Source organism: Coprococcus sp. AF21-14LB (genome assembly GCF_003458885.1).
In the GTDB taxonomy this organism is placed as follows: Bacteria; Bacillota; Clostridia; order Lachnospirales; family Lachnospiraceae; genus UBA9414.
Map to the genome: position 1 here is coordinate 1 of NZ_QRVX01000068.1, position 9,753 is coordinate 9,753.

The window sequence follows — 9,753 nt, forward strand, 5'->3', positions numbered from 1 at the left end:
AGGCGTCAGTAAGTTTTCTATACAGGGTAGCATAACCATTCATCATTATATAGGATTATAGACAGATGTACAATCCATCTGTCTGTTTGCCGTGCAAAAAAACAGATAACAAAATGAAAAAAGCAAAATACAAGTGAGATTTTACCTACTTGCATTCTGCTTTTTTTAATTTTTAAATTAACTTAATGACATTGTCTGTACAGGCTCTTTTTTAGTTTGACCGACAGATATCGTTTACATTTTTACAAAAAAGAAATTGCGCATATATAGTAGATAGATAAAAAAGAAACACTATATATAGTATACTAATCGTTCGTATTTTGGAAAATAAGCAAAATATACGAATGGCGACCATAGTATTTGCTTTCCGTATCTGCTACGCTTTCATTACGAAATGGTGGCCGCCCGATAAAAGAAAAAAATAAAGGAAATGGATAAGGAGGGAGAACTGAGAATAGGATGGTGATAGAGCAAGGAGGTTAACAAGGAGGTTGAAATGTGGAATATATTACGAAAAAGGATTTAATAGATTGTTCTACACCGGATGAGTTTTGCTTTTCACTATGCTGCATGGAATGTAAAACAGTATGGAAAAGCACACCAATTCGTTTTTCCAAAGCGGGGAAAAAACCGGAAAATGAAAATCGGAAGATTATTTATGATACGCTTTATGACCGGGAAAAGAATTTAGCATTTCAAAAAGCATTGAATCAGGCGAAAGAAATATTTAATATTTGTCCGATATGTAAGCGTCTTGTATGTGACCATTGCTTTTTGATCTGTGATGATCTGGATATGTGTGTGCAATGCGCCGCAAAACTTAATGAAAAAGGTACTGTTGTAGGATGAAAACGAAGAAAGAAAAACGAAAAAGAAAGGAGAACTTTACTATGAAAAAATATGAGATTTTAGGAGGAAATTTACCAGTTGTCGTATGTGAATTAGCAGCAGGAGAATCTATGATCACAGAAAGCGGAAGTATGAGCTGGATGAGCCCGAACATGAAAATGGAGACGGTTTCCGGAGGTGGAATGAAGAAAATGTTCGGAAGAATGATGTCTGGTGATTCTGCGTTTCAAAACAGATATACCGCAGAAGGTGCAGACGGAATGATTGCATTTGCATCAAGTTTTCCGGGAGCGATCAAAGCATTGGAGATTAGCAACGGTCACTCCATGATCGTGCAGAAAAGTGCATTCCTTGCTTCAGAAGAAGGCGTAGAACTGTCCATGCATTTTCAGAAAAAATTAGGGAAAGGCATATTTGGAGGAGAAGGTTTCATTATGCAGAGATTGAGCGGAAATGGAACCGCGTTTGTAGAAATTGATGGACATGCAGTGGAGTATGATTTGAGTGCAGGACAGGAAATTTTGATCAGTACGGGGTACTTAGCGGCAATGGAAGAAACCTGCACTATGGATGTTGTAGCTGTAAAAGGAGTAAAAAATATGCTGATTGGAGGAGAAGGCATTTTTAATACCGTTGTGAAAGGACCGGGAAAGGTGATCTTGCAGACAATGCCAATCAGTAAGGTAGCAGAATTGCTGACTCCTTTTTTTGCAGATAAGAAGTAATTGAAAGGGGAGAAGATTATGAGAAAGAAGTTGAATTTGTTATTTGGACTAGTGCTTATCATCAGTATGATAATATTGACCGGGTGTGGAGGCTCCGGAAAAACAGGAGAGAAGAACCCGTATGAAGGGAAATGGGTAGCGGTGTCTGCTCAAATGATGGGAATGTCCGTCAGCATAGATGAAGTTTTCGGAGGAGATTTTGAATTTGAAGTGAAAAATGGCGGAAAAGTATCCTTTTCAGTCGGAGACACTACCGGAAATGGAAAATGGTCTGTCGAAGATGATCAGTTTACCTTGAGCATCGAAGGAGAAAAAATGGTGGGAACCATCGGAAAAGATATCATTTCTTTTGACGATATGCTGGAGATGGGAGTAAAGGTGATTTTTGCAAAGGATGGAACGGATGCAATGGATCCGGCACTCTATCTGACAGAGGAGGAAAATGCAGTCATAGGTGAGTGGGCTGCAGAAAGCGTGGAAGAACTTTTAGGAGACGGGCCTCAGACTTCTATGGAAGGAGTAGACAACATCAATGATGCACTGCGTCTTGATTTCAAAAGTGACCGTAATGTAACAGTTATTTATAAAGGAGAGGAGATTGGGAATTTCCCATGGTCAGTTGCACTGGGATATTGTTCGATTGAATCAGAAAATCCATCTCTTACAGTGATGATAAATGACGATGGTACTTTGAAAGTAGACTACAGTGATGATGATGACTACTACACATTCCACTGTGTAAAAAGTGACAGTGAATAACTGAAAAGGATGTGGAAATCATGAAAGGAGGGAAGACGCCATGAAAAAGAAACTGTGGTGTGTGCTGTGTATCATGATATGCATGATGATGATAGTGGCATGTGGACAAAAAAAGAATCCGGAGAAGAAAAAATCGGAAAAAGCAGAGCAGGAAGAAACAGAATTTAAAGACAGAGAAAGTCTTAAATTAAGTTTATTTACAGTGTATTATCCGAAGGCATGGAACTACGATAAAGAGAATATGAAGAAAGATGAAGAATATTCTTACGTTAGATTTTTTGATGGAGATACAGCAGATGGATCCGAGAATGTCATTTCTATAGAAGCGACCAAGGAGGATTCATATACATATCGAAAGAGTTTAATTGACTTTGGAGTGGATTTAGAGGCATATGCTGAAGGGAAAATGGACACTGTAACAATAGGAAATGCAGAATATACAGCAATGCCGGAAAGTAATTCCATAGAAAAAACGTATATGTATCGTTATGAACAGTCTGGCACATCCTATGATATCAGAGTAAAAGGACAGGAAATAGATGATTCTGACAAAGAATTGCTGGAAGGAATTGTGCTGAAATTAGAGGATGAAGGAAATAAAGACGCACCATGGCCATGGGAGGGAGAGCCTCTTGAACCTGTATTGGCAGAGCAGATGGTAGGTTCTTATACAATCGTTCCGGAATATATCCCATTTAAAGAAGCACAGGGAGTTATGCAGATTATGGATCATCAGTTTGTAAAACAGGGCAATCAAGTGTTCCATTTGCTGGAGAACAAACTGGATACTTATGAATATTCAGAAAGTGGACTTGAATTCGTATCTTCGATGGAATTAGACGATGATTTTGAATATTTGTCTGGGGACAGCAGTGGAATGTTATATCTTTCGCCTGGAATTGGAGATGTAATTGGCGTAAAAGATGGGAAAAAGGCACTTCAGACAACAGTAGACGGAGATCTGAATATGCATCCATCCGGAGAATGGGGAATCAGTTTCTGGGTGAACAGTGATACTCAGAAGATTGCGAATCAAGGCGGTAACCTGACGGCAGAACCGTGGATACTGACCGGATTAAATAACGATGAAGAACGCAAGGGACTGTTTTCTATGATAGATGACGTACAGATCACGAATAGTCATATTATGGTTGCCGGCTCCATGGCTGTGGAAGATGAAGGCACAAAAATTGTTGTCTATGATTATGATGGCAATCAGCTTTTGAAATTAGGTGGAGAAGATATCAGTTCTCCGGACAAGCTCGGTTCCATTACAGGCATGGCGGAAACAGAAAATGGTTTTGTGGCTGCAGATGGAAATATGCGTGAAATACAATTTTGGGCAAAAGATGGAACGCACGTAGGTGCAATTTCTACAGAGGACATATTTGGTGTCAGTTATCCATGGCTGGAAGATATGCAGCTTTTAGATGACGGCTCTCTGTTAATTATGCTGACACAGGAACGAGACGACGGATCAGCAAATGAATTGATGTTTTTCAGATTGACAGGATTTTAATTGAAAAAATAAAAATCGTTTGTCGGCAGAAATTTATCTGCCGACAAGTGATTTTTCTGTTTCCTGTTTCCAATATAAAGGTAGAATTTTATCACATCAGTGAATCAATTTTCATATTTATCGTATACAGATATATATAACATAAATGGCATAGAGGATCAACATCAGGATCCCCTCCTTTTTATCGAGTGCTTTTTTGGTCCATGCCATAATCCATACGATAACACTGAATACAAGCGGAACAGCTGGGAAGTGTATTGAAGGACGGGAGTTTATCATTGCACTTCCGGAAAGTTTTGTTGAGTACAAGGCAGATGATGTGGTAAGGCTTTTCACGGACAGCTTTCATAGAAGGTACGATGTGGAATGCAGTGCGGCACTTCTCCATAACAAGAAAATGACCAATTACCATATTCATCTCGTATTCAGCGAATGGAAAATGCTGGAACATCCAGAAGTGAAAATTGCTACCAGTGGTTCGCATATATTTTTTCTGTAAAAACTGATATGCTGACTTCAGATAGAAAGTGAAAACAAAGAGAAAGGAGATTTGTTTATGGGACTGATTAAGCTGGTATGGGAGCATTGGGCGGCACACTTGCGGATCAATGGAAAGAGTTTTTCTATTGTGAGGCGCTGGGAAAAGATGTACTGGTAACAAAAGGACAGAAACGTATAACAGGACGTTCGTCCAATACGAAAGGAAATGACAACATTATTCCAATGGAAGTGGTATCGCAGTTGCAGATGGGCAGTGTATGTTGATCGTAGAACAGGGCAGGGTCGTTGAGGTCTGTGCTGAGCCGGGTGAATTTACCTACGATACTTCTTCAGAACCAAGTATCTTTGCAGGAAACCTGGGAGAGAGCATTCGTGAGACGTTCAAGGTAGTCGGCAAACGTTTCACATTTGGCGGAGATACTGGAAAGGATCAGCGTGTTTATTACATTAACACAAAAGAGATGGGAGAGATCCTTTATGGAACAGCGACACCGATTCCGTTCCGCGTGGTTGTAAATGAAGAGCTGGGATATAAACTGTCAGTAGATCTTCGCTGTAACGGTAATTTTACGTATCGTATCAGTGATCCGCTTCTGTTTTATACCAATGTCTGCGGAAATGTAGAAAGCGACTATGAAAGTACGGAGATTGCACCTCGCTTAAAGGGTGAATTGATGACAGCTCTGCAGCCGGCACTGGCAACTCTTTCTGCAAAGAAAATTCAGTATTATGAAATTCCGGCACACACCCTGGAGCTTTCTGATGCATTGAATGATGTTCTCTCAAAAACCTGGAAGGAAAAACGTGGTATAGAGGTATTTTCATTTAATATCAATTCCTTAAGTATTCCGGATGATCAGCGTCTGAAACTTACCGAGTGGGAAGAAAATGCAATGACAACCAATCCGAATACTGCGGCAGCCCGCCTGGTAGGAGGACAGATCGATGCTATGAAAGCAGCAGCAAACAACAATGCAGGAGCGATGACCGGATTCATGGGCATGGGTATGGCTATGAATGCAGGCGGAATGGGCGGCATGAATGCACAGAACCTGTTTGCAATGGGTCAGCAGCAGAACCAGGCAGCAGCACCACAGCCGGCACAGCCACAGGCGGCAGCAGCACCACAGCCTGCAGCAGGAAGCTGGACGTGTAAATGCGGAGCCACAGCTACCGGAAAATTCTGTCCGGAATGTGGTTCACCAAAGCCGGCAGATAGTGACGGATGGACCTGTTCCTGTGGAACGGTGAATAAAGGAAAGTTCTGTCAGAACTGTGGCGCAAAGAAACCGGCCGGAGCACCTTTATACCGTTGTGATAAATGCGGTTGGGAACCGGAAGATCCGGCACATCCGCCAAAATTCTGTCCGGAGTGCGGTGATCCGTTCGATGATGGAGATATTACAAACTAAAAATTACCTGACAAAAAGAAGAGAGGTTTCAAGATGGGATTTTTTGATAAAAAGTATTGTGATGTGTGTGGAGAAAAGATTGGTCTCCTTGGAAACCGAAAGTTAGAGGATGGAAATCTCTGTAAAGATTGTGCAGCAAAGCTTTCCCCGTTTTTCTCTGAGAGAAAATCTTCTACGGTGGAAGAGATCAAACAGCAGCTGGCTTATCGTGAAGAAAACCAGCGTCAGATCGCAAGCTTCCGGGCAACCCGTATCATCGGTGATCGGATGAAGGTGATGGTTGATGAACTTGGAAAACGTTTTGTTGTCACCTCTTCCAGCGATATTTTAAAGGCGAATCCGGATATCATTCCTCTTTCCGATGTAATTTCCTGTAATCTGGATCTGCAGGTGGATGACACGGAACTGAAGAAGGAGGATGCCAGGGAAAGGAAGTCAGTTATAATCCACCGAGATTCTGCTATTCCTATAACTTCTATATTGAGATTTCAGTCAAACATCCTTGGTTCAGCCAGATTCGTTTCCGCCTGAACTCGAGTGATATTGAGATTGTAGATGAGGTTACCGGTATGGGTGCCGGCATGGGAAGAATGATGGGCAGCCGCCGCCAGAGTATGGTACATCCGGAGTATAATATGGATTATCGTAAATATCAGCAGATGGCAGATGAAATCGTAGCTGTTCTGACCGGTCAGCCGACAGCAAGAGGTGTAGCAGCGAATGTGATCAACAATATGGCAGATGGTCAGGGATTCGTCAATTCCGTTGTGAACGGAATAGGCGCTGGCATGGCTGGTGCTGGAATGGTGCAGGGACAGGCCGGCATGCAAAATCCGAATATGATGCAGGGACAGGCCGGTATGCAAAATCCGAATATGATGCAGGGTCAGGCAGGAATGCAGAATCCGAACATGATGCAGAATGGAAGCTGGGTCTGCTCCTGCGGTATGACAAATACAGGAAGATTCTGTCAGAACTGTGGTTCTCCGCAGCCGGCAGCACGGCATCTCCGCTGCAGCAACTGTGGCTGGGAGCCGACAGATCCGACACATCTACCGAAATTCTGCCCGCAGTGTGGAAGTCCATTCTAGCAGAGAAAACAGCAGCAAAAGCCTGCTGATTTATTAAGAATAGAAGAATTTTAACAGTTGTACTGGCAGTGATTATGGCATTTGGCCTGGTTGCATGCGGCGGAGGTAATAAACCGGCAGAGACCGATGCTGCTGAGCCTGAGACGAAAGAGACAACAGAAGAAGAAACAAAAGTGAACGAACCAAAAGAGGAAGAAGCGGAAGGGTACGAGGAATGTACCATTGCCGGATATTCTGGAATTATGAAACAGACCTCGTTCTATGGATATGTGAGCAGTTATCTGCGTCTTAAGATCACTGAGAGTACCAATTATGATGTGTATGCGACCACCTATGTGGATGACAGTGTACTGACGGATCCGGTGGAACTAGCAGCTGCTACGAATACCATGAAGAATGATCCGGATATCTATTATCAGAAATCTCTGGAGCTGTTGGAAGCTATGCTGACCGCGGCGGAATTCAGAGAACCGGTTGACTCATGGTTTGAGTAAATTCAGGAAGAGAGAATGAAAGGAGGACAGAGTATGGGAAATATTCAGGAATATAAATGTCCATGCTGTGGCGGTGCCATTGTTTTTGACAGTGCCATTCAGAAGATGAAGTGCCCCTACTGTGATACAGAATTTGAGATGGAGGCGCTGCAGGGATATGATGACGCTTTAAAGCAGCAGGAGCAGGGCGATGATATGACGTGGGATACTGCGGCGGGAAGCGAGTGGCAGGACGGAGAGAAAACGGGACTGCGTACATATCAGTGTAAATCCTGTGGTGGTGAGATCGTGGGAGACGAAAGTATGGCGGCCTCTTCCTGCCCATACTGTGGCAATCCGATTGTTTTGATGGGGCAGTTTTCGGGAGACCTCCGCCCGGATTATGTGATTCCGTTTAAGCTGGACAAAAAGGCAGCGAAGGCAGGACTCATGAAGCATTTGAATGGAAAACGTCTGCTTCCGAAGATTTTCAAAGATCAGAATCATATTGATGAGATTAAAGGAGTATATGTGCCGTTCTGGTTGTTTGACACCAATGTAGATGCCAATATCAGTTATCGGGCGACAAAGATAAGAACCTGGAGTGACAGCAAGTATGATTACACAGAGACGCGGTTTTTCATGTTGAGCAGAGGCGGAACCATTGGATTTGAGCGGGTGCCGGTAGATGGCTCCAGTAAGATGGAAGATGATCTGATGGAATCGATCGAACCCTTCGATTTTAGCGAAGCAGTTCCATTCCAGACAGCATATCTTGCAGGCTATATGGCTGACAAATATGATGTGTCTGCTGAAGAAAGCATTGAACGTGCCAATGTCCGCGTGAAGAAATCAACGGAAGACAATTTCAGATCTACAGTGCAAGGATATAACACGGTAACTGTGGAACAAAGCAGTGTACAGTTCCATGATGGAAGTGCTAAATATGCACTGTATCCGGTATGGATTTTAAATACCACGTGGAATGGAAATCAGTACCGATTTGCCATGAATGGACAGAATGGAAAATTTGTCGGAGACCTTCCTGTGGATAAGAAAGCGGCAAACCGCTGGATGCTTCTTTCAACAGTTGCCATTGCAGCAGTGGCTTATGGGATAAGCTGGCTGTTGTGGCTGGCACGTATTTTATAGAAAGGGGGTAAGACAGATGAAAAGGATGCTGAAACAACTTGCGTGTATGACGGCTGCTGTGCTTCTGGCTGTATCGTCTTTCCCGGCTGCGGCAATGGCTTCGGAAGGATTTACGGGAGAGTATGAACGGCTGATAGACATGGCAGATCTTCTGACTTATGAGGAAGAGTCTGAGTTACTTGAAACCTTAAATGAGATCAGTGAACGACAGAAAATGGATATTGTACTGATCACGTCGGAAGACATGGATGGTTACAGCGATATTCAGGAATATGCGGACGATCTTTATAATTACTGTGACTACGGTTATGGAGCAAACAGGGATGGATTGCTGCTGCTTATCAGTATGGCAGAGAGTGACTGGTATATTTCCACCTGTGGGTATGGAATCACCGCTTTTACAGATGCGGGAATCAGCTATCTTGGAAGTGCAATGAAAGAAGATCTTTCTTCTGGAAATTATGCTTCTGCATTCTACACCTATGCGTCTGAGTGTGATCAGATGATCACGATGGCCAGAGAAGGTCATCCATTTTCAAAAAAGGATCTGCCCCATGCTCCGTTGTCACCACTGGTACTTCCTATCTGTATTGTGATTGGTCTGGTAGGAGCCTTTCTTATAGTGGGCAGCATGAAGGCTCAGCTGAAAACTGTGCGTAAACAGACAGCGGCAGCAAATTATGTAAAAAAAGGAAGTATGCAGCTTGCAACCCAGCAGGATCTGTTCCTGTACAGTAAAGTGGATCGGGTAAAGAAGCCGGAAAAGGACAGTTCAGGAAGCAGTACCCATACTTCTTCTTCAGGAACGACACATGGTGGCGGTGGTGGAAAGTTTTAAACGGTGCTGAAAATTGCGTGGAAAAGGAGGTGGTATGTGCATGAAAATTCTGATGGGTGCTGTGATCGTATTATCAATGGCAGCCGTGACAGCCTGTGGGAAAAAGCCGGAAGTGGTTGAAGAGAAAAACGTAGAATCTGTTCACGAAGAACCAGAGATGGCAGACGAGCAGATGACAGGATCGGAGCATGAGGAAACGACAGAATCGGTTGACGAAGAAATTGCAGAAATCACGGAATCTGCAGGACAGGGCTTTGAAAGAGTGGCAAATCAGTCTGCCTGGAATGGTACATATTATCGCGAAGACGGAGAATATATCACGGTGTATGATACGGATGAGGATTATCTGTTTCTTTCTTGCCCGGAGAGTAACTACGAGCAGATGATAGATATTCTGCAGTTCACAGATGCGGGAAAAAACACAGGCGAGTCTC

Annotated in this window: 9 protein-coding genes and 3 pseudogenes; all 12 read left to right on the forward strand. The window is 43.1% G+C overall.

What is annotated here, in order from left to right:
- Positions 1-498 precede the first annotated feature (498 nt).
- Positions 499-849 (forward strand): hypothetical protein, encoded by a 351-nt coding sequence (locus DWX73_RS11940; protein WP_055283089.1) that lies wholly within the window; start codon positions 499-501, stop codon positions 847-849.
- Between the two features lie 41 nt (positions 850-890).
- Complete coding sequence (locus DWX73_RS11945) at positions 891-1,574, forward strand: TIGR00266 family protein (protein ID WP_118348972.1); 684 nt, start codon at positions 891-893, stop codon at positions 1,572-1,574.
- 18 nt (positions 1,575-1,592) lie between these two features.
- Positions 1,593-2,333: a hypothetical protein gene (locus DWX73_RS11950; RefSeq protein WP_118348973.1), complete on the forward strand. Its 741-nt coding sequence runs from the start codon at positions 1,593-1,595 to the stop codon at positions 2,331-2,333.
- Positions 2,334-2,373: 40 nt separating this feature from the next.
- Positions 2,374-3,852: a hypothetical protein gene (locus tag DWX73_RS11955; RefSeq protein ID WP_118348974.1), complete on the forward strand. Its 1,479-nt coding sequence runs from the start codon at positions 2,374-2,376 to the stop codon at positions 3,850-3,852.
- A gap of 238 nt (positions 3,853-4,090) precedes the next feature.
- Positions 4,091-4,324: pseudogene (locus DWX73_RS11960) on the forward strand (MobA/MobL family protein); the annotation flags it as partial.
- Positions 4,325-4,408: 84 nt separating this feature from the next.
- Positions 4,409-5,765, forward strand: a pseudogene (locus tag DWX73_RS11965) (SPFH domain-containing protein).
- 33 nt (positions 5,766-5,798) lie between these two features.
- Entirely contained in the window at positions 5,799-6,296 is a 498-nt protein-coding gene (locus DWX73_RS11970) for a DUF4428 domain-containing protein (protein ID WP_118348975.1), read from the forward strand.
- Positions 6,297-6,334: 38 nt separating this feature from the next.
- Positions 6,335-6,856, forward strand: a complete 522-nt coding sequence (locus tag DWX73_RS15235) for a hypothetical protein (protein ID WP_118348976.1) — start codon at positions 6,335-6,337, stop codon at positions 6,854-6,856.
- A gap of 74 nt (positions 6,857-6,930) precedes the next feature.
- Positions 6,931-7,350: a hypothetical protein gene (locus DWX73_RS11980; RefSeq protein WP_118348977.1), complete on the forward strand. Its 420-nt coding sequence runs from the start codon at positions 6,931-6,933 to the stop codon at positions 7,348-7,350.
- 33 nt (positions 7,351-7,383) lie between these two features.
- Positions 7,384-8,481: a hypothetical protein gene (locus tag DWX73_RS11985; protein ID WP_118348978.1), complete on the forward strand. Its 1,098-nt coding sequence runs from the start codon at positions 7,384-7,386 to the stop codon at positions 8,479-8,481.
- Positions 8,482-8,497: 16 nt separating this feature from the next.
- On the forward strand, positions 8,498-9,319 hold the full coding sequence (locus DWX73_RS11990; RefSeq protein WP_242996889.1) for a TPM domain-containing protein: 822 nt from the start codon (positions 8,498-8,500) through the stop codon (positions 9,317-9,319).
- A 40-nt stretch (positions 9,320-9,359) separates the two neighbouring features.
- Positions 9,360-9,753 (forward strand): annotated as a pseudogene (locus DWX73_RS11995) (hypothetical protein); the annotation flags it as partial.